Raw genomic sequence first — 26,815 nt, 5'->3', positions numbered from 1 at the left:
TAAAAGTTAAAAATTTATATAGAATGAGGACATAATTTATGAAAAAAGTATCTATTGATAGAAGAGTAATACGTACTAAAAAGATGATTAGGTCTGCCTTAGCAGAGTTAATAGAGGAAAAAGGATTTAATAATATCTCAGTTACTGACTTAACACAAAGGGCGGATATAAACAGAGGAACATTTTATCTACACTATATTGACAAGTATGACTTGTTAGAGAAGATTGAAAATGAAATCATACAGGAAATTGAAGAAAAGACTAAGAATCTTAATTCAGTCAACATGATGAATATAGATGCTATAAATGAACCTCTTCCATTTATGGTAAAACTTTTTGAATATTTTAGAGAAAATTCAGTAATTATTAAAGCTATTTTAGGTCCTAAAGGTGATCTTACTTTTGAAAGAAAAATAAAAAAATTTATTGAAACTAATTTGTTTGAGAAGCAAAAACTTAAGAGTTTTAATATAGATGAGGCAGTAATTTCAGAAGAATATTTTATACAATATATACTTTCAGCAGACTTAGGTGTAATTAAACATTGGCTTGAAAAAAATATGAAAGAATCCCCTAATGAAATGGCACTGACACTTGCTAGAATGTCGTTAATTGGTCCACTAAGGGCAGTAGGTATGCGTAAAGACATATAAAAATATAAAATCAAGTTTTACAGATATTAGTTTTTGAAAATATATGTTTTAAGACTATCTTTTTATCACTACTATTTATAAATTGGAGGATGTGATATATCTATAATTTATTTGGATAGTAATAAGATAGTGATATTAGTATAAACAGTGATATTGAAGTTGTTTTAGAGTTTAGAGATAATTAGTATTCAAAATAAAATTATTGAATGAATTTTTTTATGTTTGTACTTAATTTTAATAAATGAGAATTAGATACAAATATAAATTTATTTATAGAAGATTTAAGTGAAATATAACCTAATATAATTTAACATTATAAAAAAATTTTTATATCAAAGCTTAAAATAATAGGAATTCACCTGGCTATAGAATAAATAATAGTAAAAATACAATACATATAGTAAGTAAAATTGATGGAGATAGAGCTTATTGGATAAATAGAACAAAAGACTTTAAATAAAAGGAGAAATATTATGAGTTATGAATATTATAAAAAGGCTTTAAAATTAATAAAAGAAAATGAAGGGTTATTAGTAAAAACTAAAGGAGCAGAATTAGAAGTTATACAATTAGCAGAAAAGAAATTAGGAGTTAAGTTTCCAGAAGTATATAAACAGTTTTTAAAAGATTTTGGATATTTAAATTTTGAAGCTTTACAAGTATATGGAATAGTAAATAATAAATTAATTGATAAGAGTAGTGTACCTGATGGTATTTGGTATACATTAGATGAAAGACTAAGATATAATTTCCCAAATGAGTTATTAATAATAGCAGATTTTGGGATTGGAGAATTATATTGCTTAGATTTAAGTTCTAATAATGAATATGGAAAGGTTATAGCTTACATTCTAGGATATGATGATAATGAACAAATTAGGGAGGTTATTGCAGATAATTTTGGTGAATTTTTATATAAACAAATTGAAGAAGAAATAGAATTTGAAAAACAATATGAAAAACAAAATGTATAATTAAAAATAAATTTTAAAAAAAGTACTTACATAGCTATTATAAGAAGATTTTTATGAATGTATAAAATTATTTTTGGTAAATTGAGATTACTTAGTTATATTATTTAAATAATATTAAAAGTTAAAATACCTAAAGATGGAGAAAGTAGAGATGAATATGAGGTAATTTATATGAATGGGATACAATTTTTTGAAGTGTTAGTAGCAGATTTAGAACGAAGTGGAATAGAGTTTTATTTTGAAATAATTCATTTCGGTGGAGAAACTCTTATTGAATATAATTATAATGTAGATAGAAATTTATTTGAAAAGTTTAAAAATGATCAATTTAGGAGTAAATTTATATTTAAAGAAATGGGAAGTAATTTAGAGGAATTAGAATATAAAGGGAAATTATATGATTTACTTTTAACTTGGATTGGAAATATAACAATTGTTAAGCAACTTTTTTATAGAATAAAAATATTTTGTAATGAAAATAAATATAATATATATACTTATGTAAATAAACAAGTATGTAGAGATAATTTTTATGAAGAAATTTTATTAGAAAAAGCATTCGATTCTTCAGCTATAATTTTCGAATCAGAAAATAGAATAGTTTCTATATCAGTAAATTGGCTTTGTTAATTCTTTTCTTACACTTATAGTTGTAGAATCAATAGCTATAATATCTTTATCTAATTTAAGAATTCTAGTGATATTATTTTTCATGAGGTTATTCTCCTTAGTAGTATTGTTTTTTTGCTATTTAATATTACCACAGAATGACCTTGTTTTTTATATTTTTAACATCCGAATTTTACATAATCAACACTCGTGATATAGTATATATAAAAACTCAGAAAAATTTACAGAGGATGGATTAGAACGTATTTTTGAAGGTAAACTAAGAGAAACACTTCAAAAAAAATTATTTATGTTGGTGGACATGCAGATTTTGCTAAATTCAATCCTAAAATATTAGTAAGTCCTACAACTAAAGAATTTATTTCTTCAAGTTCAAATGCGTATCAAGGATTTGTTAAAAAGTTTGATGGGAAATCTATGGTCAAAAGAATTATATCTGATAATAAGTATACGACTGGAAAAATTACTCAAACCTAGTTTCCTGAAGAGTGGAATCCACAAAAACTCATTAATATTATAGTAAAAGGTGCTGAAGAAGGAGAAGAAGCATTTACAAAAGAAAATCCTAAATTTATAATTAAAAATGTTGAAATTTTAGGTGTAACAATGAGAATTATTATAGTTAAAGCAACAGGAAAAATTCGAACAGCATATCCTTTAAATAAAGAGGAGATAGAAGCAGCTAAATACAAGGTATTAAGAGAATTAAATATGTAGAGAGTGAAGAAGATAATGAACCAGATTGAGAACCATTAAAGCCTGAAGAAGAACAAGAAATATGAAAAGTTATAAGAATAGTATATAATTTGATTATATGCTATTCTTTATTATTAAAAAATTCTAGGAGGATAAAATGGAATCTTTAAATTTAGAAGATATAATATTAAATGAATATGAAATTATGAAAATATTAATTGCTTTATATAAAAGTAATAAGACCAATTATGATATATTAATTCGAACTAGAAAGTATGAATTTTTATTTTCACAACAAAAAGTATATATTAGCGTTATATTGGAAGATTACTATTCGGATCTTTTAGATGATGATGAAATAGGATTTAATATTAGTGATGAAAAGACAAATTTAAAAGAAAATATTATAAAGTTTTGTAATATTGAATTTTCGGATAAAGAACTTCTATGTTTGTTAAGAAAATATGTTCTTACAGAAGAGTATATATGCCATTATCAATTAATAACAGAAGATTTGAGGAAAGATTGTGAGTTATTGACATGTATTAGAGAAAACATAGATAATTTATTGTGAGGTATGATTATGGAAAATAAAGAGATTTTTAGAGATATAATTAGTAAGTACGGTTTAAATGAAAAAAAGATAGAATTTTTATTCTTTTGTTTAAAAAGTGAGGGAACAAAACTGGTTTTAAACTCTTTGATAGCAGGAATTTTAGAAAAAAGAGATAGAGATAGTGATAGTTTTGAAATGGAAAAAGAGATTTTGGATAGCCCTATTGGGACTATTTTAATAACTAGAAAAAATAATGAAATAATAGTAGTTTGTGGGTTTGCAGAAAGATATAAATGGACAAGACCAGCTTTTTCGGACTTATATACTTGGGAAATGTCATTAAAATCATTTATTTTATGTTGTATTGATATAATTTTATGTTATTATGAAAAAAATAATTTTGTGATGAATGCAAAAGAGGATGAAGAATACGAAGAGCTTTCTTTGGAAGATCGTTATTATAAGAATTATATTCCTGATAATTTAATTGAACTGGATATGGAGGAATATTATCTTAATGAAATTGATGTAAATAAATTCATACTACCAGTTAATATAAGAAATGAAGTAATAAGATTACTATATGCATTAGATGATAATTACAAAAGTACAAAAAAAGAGCATTTTAAAGACTAATAAAATATCTAAGGATGAAGTAATATAGTTTTTATATAGGTAACTTGAGTTTGTTTTTTTATGTAAGATATAGACTAGTAGTATCAGAAATTAACAGTATTAATATCAAAAGTGTTAATACTGTATTATTTTTATAATAAGCGATGTCTAAAATTAAGGTTCAAAGGTGGGAAGTATATTTCCTCTTTTTTTGTTATTGATATTTATTATTCTAATGAAGAAATAAGTAAATATATTGACAGAAGTAGGTTGTTAGAATATAATTTAAAATGTCAATTGAGTTCAATTAAATTTTATAAAATTATTTATGAGGTGCTTATGGATAAATATGATAGTATTAAATTAGAAAATCAATTATGTTTTCCACTTTATGCATTATCTAGAGAAATAATTAAATTATATAAACCTATTCTTGATAAATATAATTTAACCTATACTCAATATATAGCAATGTTAGTAATGTGGGAAAAAGAAAAAATTACATTTAAAGATTTAGGAAAAAAACTTCATTTAGATTCAGGTACTCTTACTCCAGTATTGAAAAAGCTAGAGGCTATGGAGTTAATAATAAAGTATAGAACTAAAGAAGATGATAGAGTGGTAATGGTAGAAATAACTGAAAAGGGAAAGGCTTTAAAGGATGACATACTTGAGGTTCCAAAAGAAATGCTTTGTAAAAGTGTTATAGACATGGATGAAGTTAGTGAATTAAAAGCAATGTTAGATAAATTTTTAAAGAGATTTGAATAAATATTTAAGTTTATCCTTAAATATTTTTTGGTAAATTTAATTGAGTTCAATTAAATTGTGTAAAATTAACTAAGGAAGGATGTTTTAAGAATGGGATTTTATGATTTAAGTGCAGTAAAAATGAATGGACAAAATGTAAGTATGGAAGAATATAAGGGAAAAGTACTTTTAATAGTTAATACAGCAAGTAAGTGTGGTTTTACTCCACAATTGGCAGGGTTAGAAGAACTTTATAAGGAATACAAAGATAGAGGATTTGAAGTTTTAGGATTCCCTTGTAATCAATTTGCTAATCAAGATCCAGGAACTAACAAAGAAATAAGTGAATTTTGTTTGCTTAATTATGGTGTGTCTTTTAGTATGTTTGAGAAAATAGATGTTAATGGAGAAAATACTCACCCTATATATAAATATTTAAAGAAAGAAGCTAAAGGTGTAATGGGAGAAAAGATTAAGTGGAATTTTACTAAATTTTTAGTTGATTCAAAGGGGAATGTTATAAAGAGATATGGTTCAATGATAAAACCGGAAAAAATAAAATCTGATATTGAAAAATTACTATAAGATTTAATAAAACATAACTATCTCAAGTAAGATTTTTTATTTGAGATAGTTATATTAATTTTAAATTAATTGTTTTTTACTCCTTGATTATACTTATACATAAGTTAAAGAATATACTTTAATATTTTTAAAGTATTTGCTTAGAGTATGGGCTATGCCATCTTCATCATTAGATAAAGTTACTTCATCAGCTACAGATTTTAATTCATTTACAGCATTAGCCATTGCAACACCGATTCCAGCATAGTTAATCATTGAAATATCATTATGTCCATCACCAAAGGCAATTATTTCTTCTCTTTTATAACCTTTAGGAGTTAATACAGTATCTAGAGCCTTAGCTTTGTCAATTCCCTTAGCTGTAAATTCAAAGTAAAAATCTGCTGTGAACATGCAGCTCAAGGAGTTTTTAAATGGTTCTATCATTTCTTTATAGTGCTTTTGCAAATATTCAGGTTCTCCAGCTGTTAAAATTTTATTTAATGGAAAATCAGCAAAGATTGCTAAATCATCAATTTCACATAATTTAAATTTACCACCACGAGATTCATATTTAATTATATTAATAGCTTTACCTTTATGGTGTAATTCATTATTGAAAACATTATTAACATACATGTAATTATCTTTATCAATCATGGGAATAACATTAAATTTTTTCATATGCTCAAGGACAGCTTGTCCTTGTTCGACAGTCATTGTTTCATTAAATAAAACCTCTTCTGTTTCACAATGGATTACTTTAGAACCATTAAATGAAACTAAAAGACCATTATACTTGTCTATCTTTAAAGCTTTAGCCAAATCTATTAATCCAGAGGTTGGTCTTCCAGATGCCAAAATTAAAATAGCTCCAGCTTCTTGTGCTTTAAGTAATGCATCCATAGTGTTTGGACTAATTAATTTCTGACTATTAGTTAATGTTCCATCTACATCCATAACAATTACTTTTATATTGCTCATTTATATATCCCCCTTAGTTCATCTTTTTCTGGTGACTAATGTCTGTATATCCCAATGTTCTCTAAGCTAGAGATGAATAGACACAGGTCTTTAGATAACAATAACTAAAATTTAGCTAAAGTTAAAACTCTATCTAAATTAAGTCTTGGTTTATTATATTATACCATAATATTACTTTTACAAATAAACAGAGGATGAGGAGAGATTGGAATTTTTAACAACAATAAAATAAATTTTAAAAAATAAGAATATCCCATAATACTAAATTAAATAGTACTATAGGATATTTATTGTTATTATCTAAAAGAGGTATTTAGTGCTCTTAATAATGTTCTTATATCATATTTATGAGCAGTTACAGGAGCTACTTTTTTTTCAAGTCCAAAAAGTTTGTAGATTGCCATTCTAGCTCCACGAACAGAGTATTCTTCTGTAAATACCATATCTTCTGGTATTTCAACATATTGTGAAACCATGGCAAAGTTTGTTGAACCTTCTGGAACAACTTCAGGTCTATCTTTCATTGCTCTTGGTTGGAATTGAGAAACTATATAAGGCATCATACAAGGAATAACATTTATAGCAGTACCAAGAAGTTCATCTAATTCATCTTCAAAGTGTAGGTGGTATAAAAGTTCAGTTAGTATTTCTTCACCAGTACATTGATTCATTGGCTTCTTCACATAATCTCCAACTTTATCTGTGTAAAGTCCATAACCCCAAAATACTGTGACATCTTCAGGTTGGTTTTTGAAATGTGGTTGTGCAGCTACAACAATTGACATAAGCCAACTTGAGTCTTTAAAGGTCATTAATGCACCACTTCCAGGAACATTTCTAGAGAATTTTTCTATTCTTTTTAAAAGTTTATTTCCTTTGCATGTTACAGTAAAGGATTCCCAATTTGTTTCTTGAGGATTATTGAAAAATGGCTCAGGATTACCTAAGTTAGGTTTTTTCTTAGCTATATTTCTCCATAGAGTTGCAGAAACAGGATTTTCAGTAATCATCTCAGGAGCTGAATCTAATGAACCTAAGGTAGCATTATCAGTCATACAACCATTAGTAACAATACAAAGATCTCCATCATTTAAATGTAAAGAGCCTTCTACTCCATTATTATTATAGATAATATCAGTTACTGTGATTGAATCATCATCTTTGAATTTTAAATCTGTAACTGTATAGTTTAAGGTGAAATCAACATTATGATTATTTAAGTAGTTCTTAATTGGTAAAATAATAGATTCATATTGATTATAAGTTGTTCTAGTTACACCCTCTAAAGTTTGTATACGTGAGAATTCAAAAATCATTCTGTCCATATAACGTTTGAATTCAAAAAGACTAGACCATTTTTGGAATGCAAAGGTTGTTTGCCACATATACCAGAAGTTTGTTTCAAAGAAATGTGGTGTACCAGCAAACCAGTCACAAATTCTTAAGTTGTCTAATTTTTCTTCTGGAGTTATCATTAATTTTCCTAGAGCCATACGGTCATTATTATCAAAGCCCATGGACATAACATCTAAAACTTCACCATCTTTATTTATTAATCTAGCATTAGCGTGAGTTGGATGAGCATGGTCAAATTCGAATATTTCATCACAAACTGACATATCTTCTTTTTCTAGTGATGGAATAGATCCAAGTAGATCCCAAAGATTTTCATAAGTCTCCTCATTAAGCATTCTACCACCACGAATTATATATCCATCAGGAGCATTACCAGCTCCATCATTACTTCCACCTAAGATATTCATGCTTTCTAATATGTGAATATTTTCACCAGGAAAATTGCAATCTCTTATTAAATAAACAGCTCCAGCTAATGAGCCAAGACCTCCACCAACAAAGTAAGCATGTTTGTTTTTAAATTTTTCGTTCATAAAAATCCCCTCCATATATTTTAATTATGCTAATTTTATGTTTTTTTATTTACTAAAAATAAAAAGGAGTTTCTTTTAAATTAAACCTCTAAAGCTTAAGGGTTAAATATTAAGTTTTAGAATTTTAATCAAAAGTTATTTAGTAAATAACCCCTATAACCATATAATAATCCTAAAAAAGCTTTAATTACATAGACAGATAAGGCTAACTGTATAAGTTTTATACAATTAGCCTTATTTGTCTAAAATTTTTATTTAATTCATGAAAGCCTTTTTTATATTCCCCTTTATTAGTGTATCTATATTATGAATTATACTTTCTGGACTTTCCTTCATATCATTTTTCATCCAAGATATTAAGGTTCCTATAAAAGCAAAGGTATAAAAATCAGCTATAAATTTTTTGTTTAAATCAGATACATTATGTCCTTGAGCAACTTCATCTACTACATCAATAAGAAGTTTAAAGACTTCATTATGGAGAAAAGTTTCTAAATGGTCTCGACCAAGTGAATTAAGAGTATTCATACAAAGCTTTTTATTTTCTTTGACATAATGAAATACCTTTAGAAAACCAGATTCCCAAGTGTCATAACTTTTACAGTCTGAAATATTGGCAATAACCTCTGTTTTGTATATATAACCTAACAGGTCATAGACATCTTGAAAATGATAATAGAAGGTTTGTCTATTAACACCACAATCAGAAACAATGCTTTTAACAGTTATTTTATCTAATGGGGTACTATTCATTAATTTTTTTAATGATGTTGCAAGTGCTTTTTTTGTTATTGTAGACATTTTACCTTATCCTCCTTAATGCTGAGTAAATTTAAACGATATTTAATCATATGATAATTTTACCATATAAGTTATTTATCTTATAACTAGTATTTATAAACAAAGTTTTAGTTTATTTTTGAAAGAGATTTATAAAATTAAATCTTAAATTAAATAAATCATTTTATTTATTTAAGAAAACTATGAATTTCAATGAGGATGATGTTTTCAACTAAATTATTATTAAAAGATATAATTTGTGTTTAAGTTCTCCTTAAATATAATCATAGTTAAGGAGGTGGGTGGTATGGATTTAATGATATTGCAAAACACAATATTACCTTTAATATTTATTGTTCTAGGGATTTTAGAAATAGTAGTATTTTCTAAACATAGAGAAGCTAATATGGGATATAGAACTAGAAGATCTAGAATTAGCGATAGAAATTGGGAGTATGCTCAAAAGTTTATAGGAATAGTTTGGGTACTTATGGGGGGACTAACTTTAGCATTAGCTTTAATTTTTACTGTAGTTTACAAGAACCATACTAGAAATATGATTTCATATCTTAACATAGCAGTTATTATAGTAACTATAATATCATCAATAATTATAGAAAGAAAATTAAGTTTTTTAGATAAAGAATAAAAGATGCTGTATTTTAGCATCTTTTATTTTACTTTGAAATAATTAATAACTTCACTTAAATAATTTTTATTCATAGAAGAATAGTTTATCTTATGTAATAATAAAAAAAGATATTAAATGAAAATAAATTTAATATAAATATATTTAGAAAAATATACTTATATAGAGAAAACTATAATAGGGGGATATATGGGATTAAAAGTTTCGATAAATAAAGCTTTTGAGCTTACAAAAGGAGAAGTAAAAGTATTAGATTATATGCAGGGGGAAAGCATGAGGTATATGTACATGGTCAACAATCTATTTCTAGTAAAAGAGTTGACTTTATAGTAGTTGATATTAAAAGAGGAATAGCAATATTGGAAGTTAAGGATTGGTCAGAAGATTATATTTATTTGCTAGAGCAATTCATTTAATAAAAGAAAAGCCGAATTGGAGAGTGCTTATTTTAACTTATAATAAATCTTTGAGATATAAATTGCAAAGTAAGTTAAATAAAGTAGCTTCTCTTTTCAGTGAAGACCTTAATAATAAGGATATAAATATTGATAATATAGAAATAAGACATTTTCATGAAATAAAGCCAAGGAATTTTTATGTTCCAAGGCTTTATTTTTTTAATACAATATTTTATTAAACAACTATTAATGTAAGGTATCATCTAAGTCATTTGAATAAACTTGAGTTTGAGTAACTTTATTAGTAGCTAAGGAAGTTTTAATACATCCATTTAATAAATCTCTTACATCTCTAGGATTTTTAATGTTCTTTAATACTACAACAGGATCATTATTTTCTGTTGTAAATAACTCAAGACTTCCTTGTCCAAAAAGTCTATCAATTAAGCTCATTTTTAAATTTATATCAGTAATTTTAAATAACTTAGTTTGAGATTCTTTTAAATTAAGTAATCCCTCTCTTATTGTTAAATAATCATCAGATACTTCATAAGTAGTAAAACTTAATGGTAATCCAAAGTGATTTATCTTACCGCTCCAATAAATAATTTTCATTGAAATTCCTCCTTAGTATTTAATTAAGTATACACTTAATTTAGTAGCAATTAGTATATTTAAAGAATATTACCTGCTGTGCAGTGATGTTCATAGTAGCTTTAGTAGTAGGTATGAAAAAACTCCTTTTGTTAGAATAAAATTAGGTTTAGCAACTAACTTTATAAACAAAAGGAGACATCTTAAATTGGATACTAATAGTTTAGCATATATAAAATAGAATTGTAAATATCATATTTATTTTGTGAAAATATGGGTTTGAAAAAGCTTGAATAGAAGAATGATTTAAAATAAGCAAGATTTTAAATGTGATTAAGTTTATATAATGGTAAGTAATTCTAAGGGAGGTCTAAATAAAGGAAAATTTATAGTGTGCTTTTAGTGAAAGTCAGATAAAGTTAAAAACTCTATCTGAATTATTTTAATATATTTATTTAAAAGAGAATGTGTTGATTATTGTAATTTTAAACTTATTGTAAGTAGTTATTAAAAGATATAAGTTAAATAAAGTGGGTAGTAGGATTAGAAAATAGTTTCCTTTGAATATAACATTTAATAAATATAGAGGAACATAAATTACAGCTGAAAATCCAAGGATTTTAAATGTTTTAAAAAAATCATCTAATAAGTCTTTGCTATTAAACCATGTAAAGTTAGGGGCTTTAGCATCAATATATATAGAATAAATCATAAAGGTTCCATAAGTTAATAGTGTTGCACCTAATGAAAGAAACATTAACAAAGGAGAATTCCTATAAAAAATTGTATTAAGTATTAAGGAAACTAAAATAAGTGGTAAATTTATAATTACTGCAACTATAATTTTAGACTTCATTATGTTATAAACATCTACAGGCAAAGACTGTATTAATTCTAGGTCTTGGCCATCCATTGATATTAAATTTTGAGTTAAGCAAATAGATACTATAGATGCAGATGGAAATATATTGGTTAAGGCTATAAAGAACATAATCGTTATCTTTATGTCTGTAAGTTTAGGGATTAATATAGAATAACTTATAATAAAAAATATAATGAATATTAGGTTGCCGATTATAAAGTTTTGTTTAAAATTTGAATTACCAAAAATTTTCTTTAAGTCTTTATAAATAAGAGCATGAATTGTCGTTTTAACTTTAGTATTATTATTTTTTTCAGCATAATGAAGAGTTTGAGATAAATTCAAATTAAATATAATATTTTTATATGCTTTAAAGAATAATGAAAATCCAAATAAGGGGATTAATAATCCAAGAAGAATATATAAAAGGATGTTTAATTCCATATTTGAAGAGTTGACTATTAGGTTGATTAAGAAGACTTTTTTTATGAGAGCAAAGATATTTCTGAAACTGAAAGAAGAAACTGAAAGTATAATTAATCCCAAAAATAGTCCATATTTTATTTTTTTATTAATCTTATTTAACTTTAAGTAAATTATAGAAATTATATAAGTGTATAAAGTAAATAAGAAATTAGTTATAAGATAACTAAGAATGCAAAGTATATAGGCATAAAATTTCACTTTATATATAGAAAGAATTCCTAGGAAGGAGAATAAAATAAAAAGAGACTCAGCTAGGATTAAAATGTTGACAGTGATAATTTTACTTAAAAGAATATCTTTAATTTTTATTGGTAAAGATAAAAAAATTTCATAGTCTCCAGCTAGAAAAATATTTGCAATTATCTTTTTGAAAAAAACTAATAAAAGATATCCTATATGAAACATAAAGTAAAATGAGATAATATGATTTATTTTGAAATTAGCTACTAAGAAATCTTTTTTTATTAATAAAAGTGCTAAGGTAGGTAAAAAGAAAATTAAGTTTGTCAGTATTAAGGTGTTTATTTTCTTTTTTCCCATAGTATCTTTATTAAAAAGGCTTTTTATAGTATTAGATAATTGGAGTTTCAAAAAATACTTTGAATTATTCATTTTTTATAACCTCCATAAATACATCTTCTAAAGAAGCATCTTCACCATATTTATCTTTTAATTTGTAAATATCCCCATCGAATATTATATTACCTTTATTTAATATAAAGAATCTAGTGCAAAATGATTCTGCTATATCTAAAAGGTGTGTAGAGAAAATAACAATATTACCTTTTTTAACATAGTCCTTTAAAAGTTCTTTAAGTATGAATATAGCTTCAGGATCTAAACCTGTTAATGGTTCATCTAGAACTAGTATTTTAGCATTGCTAATAAAAGAAGCAATTAACATTAGTTTTTTTCTCATACCTTGAGAATAATTTTTAAGTTTATCATTTAAAACATTTTCCACTTTAAATTTTTTAGTAAGAAGTGCTATATTAGTATTTCTTTCTTCTAAAGGAACTTCATAAATATTTGATATAAATTCTAAATATTCTAAGCCTGTTAATTCCAAAAGAATAATTGGTTTATCTGGAACATAGTTAATCATTTTTTTTACAGTAATATTATCATTAGATAAAGTTTTTGAAAATACATTAATCTCTCCTTTACTTGGTTTTAAAATACCACTTAACATTTTTAAGGTTGTTGTTTTACCAGCTCCATTATGTCCAATCAGTCCTATAATTTCACCAGAATTTATTTTGAGATTTAAATTAGTGACTACATAGTTTTTTCCATAATATGCTTTTGATAAGTTATTGAAAATAATCATATACGTTTTAAACACTCCTTTAATATAGTTTAGTATAACTTATATATAATAATACCATTAAAAAAACAAGTAGTAAATAACTTTTAAAAATGTTAAAATATACTATAAGGAGGTTAGCAAACATTTTTTTCTTTAGATTGCAAAGTATTATAATATGAAAAAATCTAAGATGTTTTGTTCCAAAGATAATCTATATATGGGGGACTATAAAATAAGTGCTTGTGTACATTAATAATCATAAGGGAGATAGATTATGGAGAATAAAAAAATAAGTATAGTTTTAGATGTAATTATAATAGGATTTCTTATTTTATTAATAAGTGGAACTGTTATTGCTTGGAGTAAATTACCTAGTGAAATTCCTAATCATATTGATTCTATGGGAAGAATTGAAGATTATATGACAAAGAATTTTTAATTTTTTCCTGTATGTATTGGAATTATATTAGAGGGAGGGATCTTACTTTTATCAAAATATCCTAAATTATATAATTATCCAGTTGAAATAACAGAAGAGAATAGGGAAAAGCAATATTTTTCAGCAACCATAATGATGAAAGCTTTAAGTATTGAAGTATTATTAATATTCACCTATATGAATTATTGTATTATAATGGTCAAAAACTGTTCAAAGGGTATGTTAATTTTAGTTGTAATGACATTTCTTACTTTATTATATTATTAGAGAAATTCTGTTAAAAATAAATGAGTTCAAATCATATAAAACACTTTAAATTTCTTTAGGGGGGAATTTTTTATGGGAATAATAAATAAAACAAAGGATTTTGAACATTATGTGAGAACAGCATGGCCAGATGGACCGGGTAAAAAGAGAGAGTTTAAATATATAAGAAAATATTATGATGTATTTTCTAGTAATAAGGAATATGTAGTTGATGATCAAAGCTGGGATGATTTATCAATGGATGAAGTTTATAAACTTATTGATAGAACTTATAGCTCAGCAGGAGAATCTATGCTTTACAATATGCTTAGAACTCCTTTAGCAAATAAAGAAGAATTAAATAAGAGATTAAATCTTATAAAGAGTATAAAAAATGATGAAGCAAACAGAATTAAAATTCAAGGACAGTTATTTGACTTAAGTAAAGATAGAAATGCACAAGTAATAAGTTTTATCTCTAATGATTTAGAAGTTGAAGAGCATAAGAGAATTTTATTCACTTTTCTTGGAAGAGTTTTACCTATTATATTTATTTTACTTTCATTTTTTAATATTGCCTTCATTATATTTTTTGTAGTAAATTTAGTTATAAATGGTGTTATTTCTAGTATGGAAAGAAAGCGATTAATTGAAAAGCAACCTATGGAAGCAATAGCTTATGTAGGTCATATGATTAAGGCTGGAAAAAAAATATTAAAATTAGATTGTAGAATTTTAGATGAATATAGAGATGATATAGAAAAGTCAATAGATATATTAAAAAAAGAACAAAGAAGCTTTAGATCTGTAAGTAGAAATGAGGGAATTGATGCATTAAATCTTCTTAATTTAGCTAGAGATGCTTTTAAAGAAGCTTTTGGACAAACAACCTTTGATGTTGAAATAGCTTATTATAAAGTAGCTAGAAGATATAAAGATTATCAAGAACCTATAAAAATATTGTATGAAAAACTTGGAGAAGTAGATGCTTTAATTGCTATAGCATCCTATTTAGATAGTATAGAAGAGGAAGTTACTATACCTAAATTCATAGATGAAACTTCTTTTAAAATAGTAGAAGGAATACATCCTTTAGTTGAAAAAGCAGTAGGAAATTCAATAAACATAGATAAAAAAGGTATTGTTATAACTGGAACTAATATGTCGGGTAAATCTACATTTTTAAGAATGCTTGGAATTAATATTATTTTCGCACAAAGTTTTAATTTTGCCATAGCAAAAGAATATGAAGCACCTTTTTTCAATTTGGTAAGTTCAATAAGTCCAGAAGATGACGTAAGCAATGGAAAAAGTTATTATCTAGCAGAAGCAGAAGCATTACTTAGAATAATAAAAGAATTAGAGAAAGAAAGACCAGTATTTTGCTTAATTGATGAGATTTTTAGAGGAACAAATCCTGTAGAGAGAATAGCTGCATCAGAGGAAATCTTGAGATATATTCAAAGAAGAAATTCCATATCATTGGTTGCGACTCATGATAGAGAGCTAACAAATCTTTTAGAGGAAAGTCATGATTTTTATTATTTTAGTGAAAATGTCAGTGAAAAAACAGGGCTAAGTTTTGATTATAAATTAAAAAGAGGTATCTTAAAGAAAGGAAATGCTATAAAGTTACTTAAATATGTTGGATATCCAAAGGAAATAACAGATATGGCAGAATTAAGAGTAAAAGAGTATGAATAAAGTAAACTCAGATTTAATTTAGCTAGAGTTTTGATTATAGCTGAATTTTAATGGAAGTTATTTAGGGACAAGTAATTATTTATAGAAGATTAAAGTATTATAAGTATTAGTTAACAGATAAAGGAGTATCTTAAGGTTGTTTAAATCTTTAGAGATACTCCTTTTATTTAGAATTTTTATAAAAGTAATAATTACTATTGTCTTAATATTTATCTACTCTCCAATTGTATTTTCCATTTTGTAAATTTATTTTATGAGCATTTATAAGTACACTATTGTCAGTATTCCAAATTATATTTGCATCATAAATTTTATGGTCCCAATAGATGTTTCTTTTCTTCTTATTATTGTTGTTAATCAATTCACCTCTAATAGACACATCAGTATCTACATTTCCAGTGCACAAATAGGCTTTAACTGTATATTTACCATCAGGGGAGACTGATTCTGTTAAAAATTTTCCTTCTGGTAATAAGTGTAGGTTATTAATATATGTAGTTACTGTAAAGTATATTGCCATTGTAATTAAAATAAGTGCAATTGGAGCTGAATATAAAAGTATTTTCTTTTTCTTCTTCATGTTACCCCCAGTTAATTTCTTTATTTTTCTTCTGGTATTAATATAAGTTAATTTTAACATCATGAGGAGAAGAAAGCCGTAGACTTTTTTTAAATTATTTATTACAAAAGAATTATTAACAAATGTAAAAGATAATTAAAATTTAAAAAGTAAATTTGTTCATAATTAACAATAACATAGAGTAAAATAGTGTATTTTTAAGTTAATATAAGAAAAGTAAGAAAAATTTATTAATTATATTTAAAATTATAGGAAGTAATCTTTAAAAAGTATGTATAAATTATTAATTAATCTATTAAATTAAAAAAGAGTATATAAACTGTGATATTATATGTTTAATTAATAGAATTTTATAGTACATATTTAAGGGGAATAATAAATGATAAGAGTAGAATTAGAGAAGGACTATGAAAAGGTAGAAGTAATAGTTAAAAAAGCTTTTGAAGAGGCAGAATTTAGTGATAAAACAGAACATATATTAGTAAATAAGTTAAGAGGTAGTGAAAGTTTTATTAAAGAGTTATCTATAGTGGCAGAATTAGAGGGGGAAATAGTAGGACATTGTCTTTTTACTGAAGGGAAAATAAAGAATGAAGATAAAGAATTTAGAACCTTAGTTTTAGCTCCTTTATCAGTATTACCAGAATATCAAAGGAAAGGTATAGGTAGTGAACTTGTTAATGAAGGAATTAAGAAGGCAAAAAATTTAGGTTATGAATCAATTGTAGTGCTTGGACACCACCACTATTATCCGAAATTTGGTTTTGAAAGGTCAAGTAAATATGGAGTAAAAGCACCTTTTGAAGTACCAGAAGAAGCTCTTATGGTGCTTCAGTTAAAAGAAAACTCATTAGATGAAGTTTCAGGAATCATAATATATGCAAAAGAATTTTTTGAATAGAAGAGAGGATGTATCAAATTGCAGGTACATCCTCTCTGCCTTTTATCTAGCTATATAGGTTCACCATTTGTGACCACTCACCTACGTAAAGAAGCTCTAATATTTTTTCTACAACAGTTTCTAAAATTTCCAAACTCACTTTGTTCAAACAATGGAAATTTTTTTACGAAACTATTGTTCAAAAATAAAGAGCTTCTAGTACTAGTTCAATGGTCACAGCATTTTGTACCTATATAGCTATTTCGGCAGATGAAGAAATAATATAAAATTAAGGTGCTGATTTGATACAGATCAATTCCTATTCAAAGTAGCTTTCAAATTCATCATCAATATGAAGAGCTGATACATCTATAGTATCTAAATAATAACCAGCTTTTAAGGCTACAGATTGTTCTTTTCCATTATGTTTTATTTTTAAGATTTTATCACTAAGTAATTCACCATAAATAAGCATAGTTTTAACTTTATTAGAAGCAAATTCAATAGATTCTAAGATTAATTTATTACCTTTATTATCATTTAAAGTGAGGTTATCATCTAAAATAAGATTTTCATAATTTTCTATAAAGTAGTCTAACTGATATTCATATTGTGAAAGGATAAAGTTATTATCATTATTTTTAGAAAGATAATAATGAGCATCACCTATTTGATTACTTTTAACTATGGAATTTCCCTTTTCTTTAAACACTTGAACTATATTATTTTTATCTACAGCTCTTGATTTAAAAAAGCTATATCTAGAAAAATAAATTGAGGTATTTATTAAAAGTAACATAGGAACAGTAATAAGAACTATTTCTCTTAATATAGATTTATTACTAGAAATATTAAATAATAAATCCTTTAATTTAGAGTTACTATTAAAGGAAATAATAGTTCTATAAATTAAAAAACCAATAACAGAACCAATAGTATTAATTATGATATCATCTATATCAAAGGAACGTAATCCAGTAAAGATTTGGCTTAGTTCTATTAAAAGAGAACAGAAAGATCCATAAAGGGTTATATGTAAAATATTTAATTTTTTTCTATATAAAAATGGAATAAAAATACCTAGGGGGATAAACATTATAGTATTTCCCAAAACGTTATAAAGTGCAGTTCCTAAGTCCTGTTGAAACATTAAAATAGTTTCTTTTAGAGGAATTAGATTAATATAAAAATTTTCACCAAAATGAATGGGAGTAAGTACTGAATAGCCATAGGTGTTTCCCATAGTGAAATAAATAATTGCTATAAAATAAAGTAAGAAAAAGAATTCTACAATTTTTCTAGGAAAGTTAAAGATTTTTCCTGATTTTTTGCTTTTAAAATAAGAGAATATAGTAGTTATTAAATAAAATACTATAAGTAATATAGAAAAAATAATTGCATAATTAATAATCATAAAACCTCCAATAATATTGATATTTTTACACAGATACTATATTTTAACATAATATGAATTTAAAAGGTGCTATATATAAAAAATTACATATTTGTAACTATATTAAAAAAGGTGTAGAGAAGGGGAGTTTGCATATGTTATTAAAAGATAGTATATTGATATAAGAATTACATAAATACTAAGGAGATTTTAAAATGGAAGATAAAGTGAGAATAAGCAAGTTTGAAAAAGTAATAACTGCTCTTAAGGCAGGAGAAAAATTTGATTTAATAGATATAGTAAACAGAGATAGTTCAGATGAAAAGTTAAGAAATACAATATTAAGTGCTTTAGAAACAGGGGATATAAGAAACCTTGATTATGAATTTGATGGTGGAAATATAAATTTTGCATATAAATCAGTAGAAGAACTTGTTTATAGTTTAGAACTTAAGAGAGAATATCCAATAATAAATCTTTATAAAGCTACAAAAAGTTTAAATCCAATTATAATTTATAGAAAGGGTCAAAATTTAAGTTGTGATTTAGAAAATAAAAAACTTATTTTCAATAATAATGGAACAAATATAAAATTTAATATAGGAAACAATAATTATAGTACAGCAATTTCAGTGGCTACAGAAATATCAGGATTTAAATTATCACCAGACCCATCTATGATAGTAGAAATTTTAGATGAAATAAACTAAGACTTAATTCAGGTAGAATTTAATTAAAGACCAGCAATTAAATATTAAATATGGAGTGTCCTAAAGAAATTTTTATTTTCTTTAGAGATACTCTTTTTTTCTTTTTATCAGGTACTTTATAGATTGCTTTGTAATACTTTTTTAAATAACTTATGAAAAAGATATATTATAATAAGAAAAAAATAAAAAATTAACATAAAATTAACGTAAAATTAACAAAATTAAAAATTTAGATAAAGAAAATATAAAAATCTTTAAATCTGAATAATATGATAATAATTCTACCTTATTAATAATTAATAAGGTACAAATCAAATAACAACTAAAGATGGAGGCTTTAATGAATAAAAGAAAAAAAACATTAACTTTGGTAACAGTTACTACTATGGCATCTATGATTTCACCAGTTACTCATATTGGACAAAATAATATATTATTAACTAACTCAACAAAGAATATATCAGAATCTACAGAAAATAATAATCTTTATACTGAACAAATAAAAATTACTAATGTATGGAATTATCCAGTTTTTAATATAGGGTTTAATAAGGATAATACTTTTGAAATTTCAAATGGTGGAAATTACTTAAATCCTTATTATACTGGAAATAATTCATTAACAGTTAATATAACTAATTCTAATGGGAAAATTATATATAATCAAAACTTTGCTGGTGGGTCTTATCCATATGAAGAAGTAAATCAAGCAATTAGGAAATAAAAAGTTTAATTATGGTGATATAATTAATATAATAAGTAGAAGTAATGCACATTTAGAGGTTGATGGAGTTGAAAGTAGAAAAGAGATAAATTATATAATTACAAGAAATGGTCTTAAGAAGTTAAATAATGATAGTGTAAGTAACCTTGGAGCTTATTATAATGGAAATAATACAGTAGTAACAGGGGAGACCACTCCTAATACTTTGGTTACATTATGGGTAGGAAATAAATCTTATAGTACTATATCTGGAAGTAGTGGTGCTTTTAAGGTAACTTTACCATCTTCAATTATGCCAGGAACTAATATAGTAGTAGCTCCACATAATGAAGTAAGTGAGAGTATAGAGGTAACACCAAATCCAAATGTATATAAAATTTTAAATAATGTTATAACTATAAATAACGTTTGGAATGAAAATATTGGTGCTTTAAAATTTAATCCAATAACATCAGAAATAGAATTTATAAAAGGATGGACTATGGTTAATCCATATTTAGCAAAAAATAAGGATGCTTTTTCTATTAGCTTATATAAAAACAATGCTGAATTAATAAAGAGTATACAAGTAAATGGAGATGAATATCCAGAGCAAAATTTATATAACACCTTAAATAATTTAAAATATTCTTATGGGGACTATATAAAAATAAAATACAATAGTTCTTCAAAGATAAGTATATCCAATTTCAATAATCAGAAAAATTATGAAATAAACAAAACTATAGTATTAAAAATAACAAAGGATGGACTTCTTGAGGTTAATCAACCAAGTATTAGTGTGTCAGGAAATAAATTGACTATTAATTCATATGCTAATGCTAGAGTAACTATAAAAATAAATGGTAAGGATTATGATTATAAGACTAATTCAAAGGGGCAATTTATATTTAAAGTACCTAGTGATATAACTGTAGGGACACCTATAACTGTAACGGTTATAAAAGGAAATATGAAGACACTACCAGTTACAGTATATAGTGCATATTCTAATTCTCTTAAAGAATTTTCTTATAATATGTTTAGGTATGCGAGTTTTTCACCATCAAGTAAAGTAGCCTTAAAAGGTGATGATATGACATTAACATCTTATGAACCAATTCCACTGCAATTTTCAGGGAAGGCAAAGGTATTAATAGATATAAAAGGTGATATAAAAGAAAAGGCTGCAATTTATTTTAATAATGGAGTTAAAAGACAGTACTTAACTACTGTAAATGTTAATACGCCAACAGTTGTTAATGTTCCTGAAAGTGGGGCCTTAATAGTAGATACTGGAAATGTTGATTATGATGGAAATCAAGCTAGCAAATTTAACTTTAAAGTAAATGTAAAAGTTCAAAGTGGATATTATAGATCTATTCCTGTTTTTGATAATAGAGGATTCGTCAAAATAGATTCAGAAGCAACTAGTAATGAGGCAACCTTTAATAAAGAAATATTCAGTCCTTCTAATATAGACCATGGAGCAATTATAATAGGAGATCATGTTAGAATATATATTCCTAATGTAGGAGAGTCATTACCAACTACATTTAATGCTCAAAATACAGTAAATTGGTATAATGAAGCTTTCATAAGTGATAATGAGTTAAATGGATTATCTCAAAATGCTACTAGTCAATTAGATAAGTTTCATACAAACTTCTTTTATGTAACTACTTACACTTCTGATAATGGAGATGGTTGGTGGACTGGCAGTGGAGGAACAAGCGCTATTCCAGGTATGTTTAAGATAGGCCTTACTACTCCAGGTTGGATAATGTTCCATGAAGTAGGACATATTTTTGATCCAATTTGGGCTGATAGTTACTTGCATTGTGAAGTATATTCAAATATGTATACTCAAGAAACTCAGTTAAGAATTCAGGGAAAAACAAGTTGGCTTTATAATGGGTTAAATCCAAAAGATGTTGATAAAAATATAGGCCCAATATTTGAAGGATATCTTAACGGTGATTTTCCAACTAATTATCTACAACAGTTTAGTGAAGGATTATATTATTTTACATTATTAAAACAATATTTTCCTGATTATATGGCTAAAACAGATGATTTATATAGATCAGAATGGTATAACAATACATTGCCTTATAAAGGAATAGATTTTTTAGCTTATGCTATGGCAAAAATATATCATACAAATATAATTCCATCATTAGAAATGTGGGGATATAAGATAGAAAATCAAAACTTAATAAAATATGTTATTGATAATTCAACAAATACGACTAATTTAGTTCCTAAAGAGGATTATTTTAATAAGTACAGAAATATGAGTGTGCCTGTAACAATACTTACTCCTCAATTGGTGAATAATAGTTATATTATTAAAGGGCTAGTTAATCCAAATTCAAAGGTTATAGTTCAATATGATGGAAAAGATTATACAACAACTTGTAATAGTGCAGGTAAATTTACTATATCATTCCCTAAAGGTGAGAGTAGTATAGCTAAAATATATGCAGAGACACCTGAAAAAACAAAAGGTTATGTATCAGTATTATCTCTTAGTAAAGCTTTCATTGAAAATAATAAATCCTTTAGTGTAGTATCTAATAACGGTGCTGGGGGAACTTTAGCTGTATTAAGTATGACTCCAGAAGGAACAATAAATTTTGTATCAACTGGTGGAAATCCAGATTGGGAAGCTAAAGGAAATCAATACTTCATGAATATGAAAGTAAGTAATCCTGAAGGTAAAGTAATATTTAAAGAGGATATATATCAACATAGTAATTTTAATGAGGCAAAAGAATTTCTACAACAAAAGAAGCTCCCAATAGGTACTATAATTACATTTGATGCACCTACATCTAATACTGAAATAGCAGTGAATTATAGTGAGATGAATAAGAATAAAGGTAACTTAAAACCAACAATTGCAGATGATCTTCAAGAATGGAATATTGTTGTTACTAAATATGGGTTAGAATATGTGCAAAAACCTACTTTAGATATAACAACAAACACAAAGACCCTTGATTTAAATGCTATATCAGGTTCTCAAGTTGAACTTACAATTGGTAATAAAACTTATAAAGAGAATGTTGGTGCAGATGGTAAGGTAAGTATGAAATTGCCTGAAAATCTTCAAGTTGGAGAAAAGGTTATTTATAAAGATAGTATAGGTTCAAGAACTTTAATTAATGAAACTACACAAATATATGGAGTTAATTCTACTTTAACTATAAATAATGTTTGGAAACAACCTTTAGGTGCTATTAAGTTTAATTATGAAAATTATAAAATTCAAGTACAAGGTGGATGGAGTGAAGTTAATCCTTATTTATCAGGAGAAGCATTTAAGTTAATCTTAGAAAATAAAGATGGACAGGTTATAAAATCATTTACCGCTAATGGTGGAGTATATATAGGAAGTGATTTAACTAATACATTTAATAATGTTGATTTTAAAGTTGGTGATAAGTTCATAATAGAATATAAAGCATCATCACAATTATCAATTAATAAAATTATGACACCACAGGGTATAAGTCAATATGATATTAAAAAGCCAACAACTATTTATATAACTAAAGATGGATTATCTTTAATTAAGCCAAAAGAAAATGAAATAAATGAATCAGAGCTTAAGAAGGACATAGCAAAAGGACAAAGTGTTATAAATAGTGGAGATTATACACCAGATTCAGTAAAAGCTTTAGAGAATGATATAAAAGACGGAAAAGCTTTATTAAGTAATCCGAAAGCTACTCAAAGTGAAGTAAATAATGATGCAAATGCTATAAATAAAGCAATAGAAGGATTAGTAAAGAAAGCTAATACAGAAGCTTTAGAAAAAGCAATTAAAGAAGGAACAACTGATGTAAATAGTAAAAAGTACACAACTCAATCAGTAGAATCTTTAGAAAAAGCAATTGAAGAAGGAAAAACTTTATTAAATAATCCAAATGCAACACAAGAAGAAGTAAATAATCAAGTGGATGTTATAAATAATGCTATTAAAGGATTAAAAGAAAATAAACCTGCTAAGAAGGTAGAAAAAGTTAATGAATCAGAGCTTAAGAATGATATAGCAAAAGGACAAAGTGCTATAAATAGTGGAGATTATACACCAAATTCTGTAAATGTTTTAGAGAATGCTATAAATGCTGGAAAGAGTGATTTAACTAACCCAAACTTAAGTGAAAGTGAAGTTAATAATGATATTAAAGCTATTAATACAGCAATTGGTGCTTTAAAGACAAATGAAACAGGATTAAAAGGTGATATAGCGAAAGCTGAAGCTCAAATAGGAAGTGAAAAATATACACCTGATTCAGTTAAGATTGTTCAACAAGCATTAGAAAATGGAAGACAAGTTTTAAGTAATTCTAATGTAACACCTGAAGAAGTTCATAATGCTGAAAATAGAATAAATAATTCTCTTAAATCTTTAGTAGATAGAGCTAATGCTTCAGAACTTAAAAAACTTGTAGGAGTTGCTGAAAAAGCTATAAATAGTGGAAAGTATACAAAACAATCTGTTCAATCTTTAGTAAATGAAGTAAGTAGAGCAAAAGTTTTATTAGAAAATTTAAATGCAACACAAAATGAAATCAATAATGAAACAAGTGCTTTAGAAAATGCTATAAATGGATTACAGGTAAAACCAACAAGTTCAGAACCTAATGGTGAAAAAACTAAGGTTAGTCCAGTGCAAAATCCGACAAGCAATGTAGATACTTCAAAACTTAAGAACGCTATAAAATTAGGAGAAAGTTATATAAATAATAATAAATATACACCTAATTCAATAGAAAACTTAGAGAATGTAATAAATTCTGCTAAAGAGTTATTAAGTAATAAAAATATTACTCAAAATGAGGTTAATAAAGAAGTAGAAGCTATAAACAATGCTATAAATGGATTAAAAGATAATAAAGTAAAAGAAAGTAATACTGTAAGTAAGGATAAAAAAGAGTCAGATACAAATACAGGAAATAAAGAAAATAATAAAGTAAATAATGATAAAAAAGTAAGTAATGTAAATAATGAAGACAACAAAAAGAATCCAGTTAAAGTAGTACAACCTAAAAAGATTATTAATAATGATAATCCAAGTACAAAGAAAGTATCAGTAAATAAATCAGAGATTAAGAAGTTAATAGAACAAGGTGAAAATGATATAAATAGTGGAATTTATACACCAGATTCAGTGAAGTCATTACAAAATGAAATAAATGCTGGTAAAAAGCTATTAGATAATTCTAATGGAACAAAAGCAGAGATTAATAATGTAATTAATTCTATAAATAAAGCTATTAATGGATTAAAGGTAAATAAAACTGGATTAAAGAATGATATAGCTAAGGCTAAATCAGAAATACGTAATAAAAAGTATAGTGAGAGTTCAATCAAAAATGTTGAAAAAGCAGTGAGTGAAGGAGAGAATATCTTAAATAATCCTAATTCAACTCCATCAGAAGTTCATAATGCTCAAGAAAACATTCAAAAAGCAATAAATCAACTACCTCATACAGGTCTAAGTGATAGTTTAAAAGTTGATAGTGGTACTTTAGGAATATTCGGAACTATGGCAGCTCTTTTAAGTGCATTATTTATCTTTAGAAAGAAAAAATAAGTGATTAAAGATTAATTTGAATTAATTAAAATAAACTTATTTTGTTAATTATAAAATAGACTACGCAAATAAATAGGAAATGTAAATTTAGCATTAACTATTTATAACTTGCGTAGTCTTTTCTTTTTGGTATATAATTTTAATATTTTATACTAATTAATTTTAATAAAAGTAGATTGTTGAATTAATGTAGAAATAGGAATTTTTACTTGATATTTTATTTATTTTGTAAAGGTTGAATAGGTCCTAGAGTTTGATATTGCATAGAACCGATTATACCATCATACTCTACAATGGCAAATGTTGAATAGTAGAAGCCATTAATCTTTTGTCCATGAATAATAGTATGTTCATTTATGTGAATCTCCCCACCTTTTTTTATCACATTAACTGTAGTACCAGGTTTTAGATTTAATGAATAACTACCCATGTTAAATTGTCTACTAATAGAAGGTTTGAAAACAATACCTTCTCCAGCTGGAGCAAAGTTTTGAACTTTGGCAGTTCCAATATAATGAACTTTTGGTAATTCTTCCTTAGAAGCACTTTGTAATAATTCTGTTTTGCTTTTAAGAGTGCCTATATTTAAATAAGCTTTAGGAATATATGTCTTAATTCCATTGTAATCAATTGCAACTGTATCAGCTAGACCTTGAGGTATTTTATCCTTTGAATAATATCTTGAAGGATCAGAAAGAATATTGAACTTTGTTCCAACAGGAATTTCTACAACTTTTTTTATGAAAATATTATGTTTAAAATAGCTATTTTCAGGAGCTAAATTAACTGGTGTTGTAATATCTTTAATAGTTCCTTGACCTAAGGGAATAAAGGTATTTGATTGGGCATATGAAGAGTTATCATTAGCTGTAGTTACTATATAATTTGGATTTTTTTTATTAATATTTTTAGTAAGATTTGCAGGAGGTGTAGTCTTAAGTACATATAAGGTTACCTTAATTTTTTTTGTTACTTTTGCAGGATTGGTAGCATTTTCCTTTTTTATATTATTTTTACTATTTACATAAACAGTTGAATTAACAATTTTAGGTTTATGTAATATCATAGCTCCACTAGCTGTAGCAGCTAAAGCAACTGCTAGAGAAACCCCTCCGATTATTTTTGCTTTCATGAATTTGAATCTCCTTTGTTTTTAGTAAGTT

Annotated in this window: 25 protein-coding genes and 1 pseudogene; 17 read left to right on the top strand and 9 right to left on the bottom strand. The window is 25.7% G+C overall.

The window, feature by feature from the left end:
- The first annotated feature begins 38 nt into the window (after positions 1-38).
- The 8 genes and pseudogenes from ARA19_RS05580 (at position 39) to ARA19_RS05550 (ending at position 5,459) form a co-directional block, all read left to right on the top strand.
- Positions 39-653: a TetR/AcrR family transcriptional regulator gene (locus ARA19_RS05580; RefSeq protein WP_055069982.1), complete on the top strand. Its 615-nt coding sequence runs from the start codon at positions 39-41 to the stop codon at positions 651-653.
- Between the two features lie 473 nt (positions 654-1,126).
- Positions 1,127-1,627, top strand: coding sequence for an SMI1/KNR4 family protein (locus tag ARA19_RS05575; RefSeq protein WP_055069981.1), 501 nt, complete (start codon positions 1,127-1,129; stop codon positions 1,625-1,627).
- A gap of 171 nt (positions 1,628-1,798) precedes the next feature.
- Positions 1,799-2,257, top strand: coding sequence for a hypothetical protein (locus ARA19_RS05570; RefSeq protein WP_055069980.1), 459 nt, complete (start codon positions 1,799-1,801; stop codon positions 2,255-2,257).
- Positions 2,258-2,746: 489 nt separating this feature from the next.
- Positions 2,747-2,974: pseudogene (locus tag ARA19_RS18185) on the top strand (hypothetical protein); the annotation flags it as partial.
- A 136-nt stretch (positions 2,975-3,110) separates the two neighbouring features.
- A complete protein-coding gene (locus tag ARA19_RS05565; protein ID WP_055069979.1) occupies positions 3,111-3,527 on the top strand; it encodes a hypothetical protein in 417 nt (138 codons plus the stop codon).
- Positions 3,528-3,536: 9 nt separating this feature from the next.
- The gene (locus tag ARA19_RS05560; protein WP_055069978.1) at positions 3,537-4,145 is read left to right on the top strand and encodes a hypothetical protein; all 609 of its coding nucleotides are present in this window, start codon (positions 3,537-3,539) and stop codon (positions 4,143-4,145) included.
- A 318-nt stretch (positions 4,146-4,463) separates the two neighbouring features.
- Positions 4,464-4,895, top strand: a complete 432-nt coding sequence (locus ARA19_RS05555) for a MarR family winged helix-turn-helix transcriptional regulator (RefSeq protein WP_055069977.1) — start codon at positions 4,464-4,466, stop codon at positions 4,893-4,895.
- A 90-nt stretch (positions 4,896-4,985) separates the two neighbouring features.
- Positions 4,986-5,459, top strand: a complete 474-nt coding sequence (locus ARA19_RS05550; RefSeq protein ID WP_055069976.1) for a glutathione peroxidase — start codon at positions 4,986-4,988, stop codon at positions 5,457-5,459.
- 93 nt (positions 5,460-5,552) lie between these two features.
- Here the strand turns inward: ARA19_RS05550 and ARA19_RS05545 are convergent, their stop codons facing one another.
- The 3 genes from ARA19_RS05545 to ARA19_RS05535 all read right to left on the bottom strand — a co-directional run bounded on the left by ARA19_RS05545 (position 5,553) and on the right by ARA19_RS05535 (position 9,112).
- Positions 5,553-6,422, bottom strand: coding sequence for a Cof-type HAD-IIB family hydrolase (locus ARA19_RS05545; RefSeq protein WP_055069975.1), 870 nt, complete (start codon positions 6,420-6,422; stop codon positions 5,553-5,555).
- A gap of 296 nt (positions 6,423-6,718) precedes the next feature.
- A complete protein-coding gene (locus tag ARA19_RS05540) occupies positions 6,719-8,311 on the bottom strand; it encodes an oleate hydratase (RefSeq protein WP_242862398.1) in 1,593 nt (530 codons plus the stop codon).
- Between the two features lie 255 nt (positions 8,312-8,566).
- On the bottom strand, positions 8,567-9,112 hold the full coding sequence (locus ARA19_RS05535) for a TetR-like C-terminal domain-containing protein (protein ID WP_055069973.1): 546 nt from the start codon (positions 9,110-9,112) through the stop codon (positions 8,567-8,569).
- A 286-nt stretch (positions 9,113-9,398) separates the two neighbouring features.
- On the opposite strand from ARA19_RS05535, the gene ARA19_RS05530 reads away from it, so the two are divergent.
- The 3 genes from ARA19_RS05530 (at position 9,399) to ARA19_RS05525 (ending at position 10,377) form a co-directional block, all read left to right on the top strand.
- Positions 9,399-9,740, top strand: coding sequence for an SdpI family protein (locus ARA19_RS05530; protein WP_055069972.1), 342 nt, complete (start codon positions 9,399-9,401; stop codon positions 9,738-9,740).
- A 189-nt stretch (positions 9,741-9,929) separates the two neighbouring features.
- Complete coding sequence (locus ARA19_RS17505) at positions 9,930-10,070, top strand: hypothetical protein (RefSeq protein ID WP_157452230.1); 141 nt, start codon at positions 9,930-9,932, stop codon at positions 10,068-10,070.
- Between the two features lie 43 nt (positions 10,071-10,113).
- Entirely contained in the window at positions 10,114-10,377 is a 264-nt protein-coding gene (locus tag ARA19_RS05525; protein ID WP_055069971.1) for a hypothetical protein, read from the top strand.
- A gap of 7 nt (positions 10,378-10,384) precedes the next feature.
- On the opposite strand, the gene ARA19_RS05520 is transcribed toward ARA19_RS05525, so the two are convergent.
- The 3 genes from ARA19_RS05520 to ARA19_RS05510 all read right to left on the bottom strand — a co-directional run bounded on the left by ARA19_RS05520 (position 10,385) and on the right by ARA19_RS05510 (position 13,410).
- Positions 10,385-10,753 carry a PH domain-containing protein gene (locus tag ARA19_RS05520; protein WP_055069970.1) on the bottom strand — a complete coding sequence of 123 codons (369 nt, stop codon included), beginning with the start codon at positions 10,751-10,753 and terminating at the stop codon, positions 10,385-10,387.
- Between the two features lie 430 nt (positions 10,754-11,183).
- The gene (locus ARA19_RS17865; protein WP_147574363.1) at positions 11,184-12,038 is read right to left on the bottom strand and encodes a hypothetical protein; all 855 of its coding nucleotides are present in this window, start codon (positions 12,036-12,038) and stop codon (positions 11,184-11,186) included.
- Between the two features lie 646 nt (positions 12,039-12,684).
- Positions 12,685-13,410, bottom strand: coding sequence for an ABC transporter ATP-binding protein (locus ARA19_RS05510; RefSeq protein WP_055069968.1), 726 nt, complete (start codon positions 13,408-13,410; stop codon positions 12,685-12,687).
- A 253-nt stretch (positions 13,411-13,663) separates the two neighbouring features.
- On the opposite strand from ARA19_RS05510, the gene ARA19_RS17495 reads away from it, so the two are divergent.
- Both ARA19_RS17495 and ARA19_RS05505 read left to right on the top strand, forming a co-directional pair.
- Entirely contained in the window at positions 13,664-13,828 is a 165-nt protein-coding gene (locus ARA19_RS17495) for a DUF1648 domain-containing protein (protein ID WP_157452229.1), read from the top strand.
- Positions 13,829-14,167: 339 nt separating this feature from the next.
- On the top strand, positions 14,168-15,778 hold the full coding sequence (locus tag ARA19_RS05505; protein WP_055069967.1) for a MutS-related protein: 1,611 nt from the start codon (positions 14,168-14,170) through the stop codon (positions 15,776-15,778).
- A 202-nt stretch (positions 15,779-15,980) separates the two neighbouring features.
- On the opposite strand, the gene ARA19_RS05500 is transcribed toward ARA19_RS05505, so the two are convergent.
- A complete protein-coding gene (locus ARA19_RS05500) occupies positions 15,981-16,358 on the bottom strand; it encodes a DUF5412 family protein (RefSeq protein WP_055069966.1) in 378 nt (125 codons plus the stop codon).
- A 379-nt stretch (positions 16,359-16,737) separates the two neighbouring features.
- On the opposite strand from ARA19_RS05500, the gene ARA19_RS05495 reads away from it, so the two are divergent.
- Positions 16,738-17,259 (top strand): GNAT family N-acetyltransferase, encoded by a 522-nt coding sequence (locus tag ARA19_RS05495; protein ID WP_055069965.1) that lies wholly within the window; start codon positions 16,738-16,740, stop codon positions 17,257-17,259.
- A 298-nt stretch (positions 17,260-17,557) separates the two neighbouring features.
- On the opposite strand, the gene ARA19_RS05485 is transcribed toward ARA19_RS05495, so the two are convergent.
- A complete protein-coding gene (locus tag ARA19_RS05485) occupies positions 17,558-18,652 on the bottom strand; it encodes a VanZ family protein (protein WP_055069963.1) in 1,095 nt (364 codons plus the stop codon).
- A 194-nt stretch (positions 18,653-18,846) separates the two neighbouring features.
- Here ARA19_RS05485 and ARA19_RS05480 point away from each other — a divergent pair, with 194 nt between their 5' ends.
- The 3 genes from ARA19_RS05480 to ARA19_RS05470 all read left to right on the top strand — a co-directional run bounded on the left by ARA19_RS05480 (position 18,847) and on the right by ARA19_RS05470 (position 25,652).
- Positions 18,847-19,341: a hypothetical protein gene (locus ARA19_RS05480; RefSeq protein WP_055069962.1), complete on the top strand. Its 495-nt coding sequence runs from the start codon at positions 18,847-18,849 to the stop codon at positions 19,339-19,341.
- A gap of 340 nt (positions 19,342-19,681) precedes the next feature.
- Positions 19,682-20,065: a hypothetical protein gene (locus tag ARA19_RS05475; protein ID WP_055069961.1), complete on the top strand. Its 384-nt coding sequence runs from the start codon at positions 19,682-19,684 to the stop codon at positions 20,063-20,065.
- 205 nt (positions 20,066-20,270) lie between these two features.
- Positions 20,271-25,652 carry an FIVAR domain-containing protein gene (locus ARA19_RS05470; RefSeq protein ID WP_055069960.1) on the top strand — a complete coding sequence of 1,794 codons (5,382 nt, stop codon included), beginning with the start codon at positions 20,271-20,273 and terminating at the stop codon, positions 25,650-25,652.
- Between the two features lie 217 nt (positions 25,653-25,869).
- On the opposite strand, the gene ARA19_RS05465 is transcribed toward ARA19_RS05470, so the two are convergent.
- Entirely contained in the window at positions 25,870-26,784 is a 915-nt protein-coding gene (locus tag ARA19_RS05465; RefSeq protein ID WP_055069959.1) for a hypothetical protein, read from the bottom strand.
- Positions 26,785-26,815: the final 31 nt, after the last annotated feature.

Source organism: Clostridium massiliamazoniense (genome assembly GCF_001403635.1).
GTDB lineage: Bacteria > Bacillota > Clostridia > Clostridiales > Clostridiaceae > Sarcina > Sarcina massiliamazoniense.
The sequence above is the reverse complement of the archived record's forward strand: the minus strand, read 5'-3'. Positions and strand labels throughout refer to the sequence as shown.